Raw genomic sequence first — 305 nt, 5'->3', positions numbered from 1 at the left:
GAGCCTTTTTCATATCGTTCCGCTATTATTTGAAAGAAAAAATGAGCTGCGGTTTCATCCATTTTACGATAGCCAATCTCGTCAATAATTAAGAGATCTGGCTTTGTAAATAAGCCAAATTTCCTGCGAATCGTATTTGTTCGATGTGCTTCCTGAAGGCTCTGCACCAAGTCATGGGCTGTAATAAAATAAACAGTGTATCGTTTCAGAATGGCCTCCATCGCTAGTGCCACGGCTAAATGAGTTTTACCAACGCCAGGCGGCCCAAGAAGAACAATATTTTCTTGGTGTTCGATAAATTGCAA

The 305-nt window shown here is 40.7% G+C and carries 1 protein-coding gene; it reads right to left on the bottom strand.

Features of this window, described 5'->3' with window-relative positions; genetic code table 11:
- The coding region (locus tag EIZ37_RS25740) for an ATP-binding protein (protein ID WP_134687574.1) at positions 1-305 on the bottom strand (305 nt) is incomplete at both ends.

It is taken from the genome of Brevibacillus migulae, from assembly GCF_004521915.1.
Classification (GTDB): domain Bacteria; phylum Bacillota; class Bacilli; order Brevibacillales; family Brevibacillaceae; genus Brevibacillus_F; species Brevibacillus_F migulae.
This window is presented reverse-complemented; position numbering and strand designations above follow the sequence as displayed.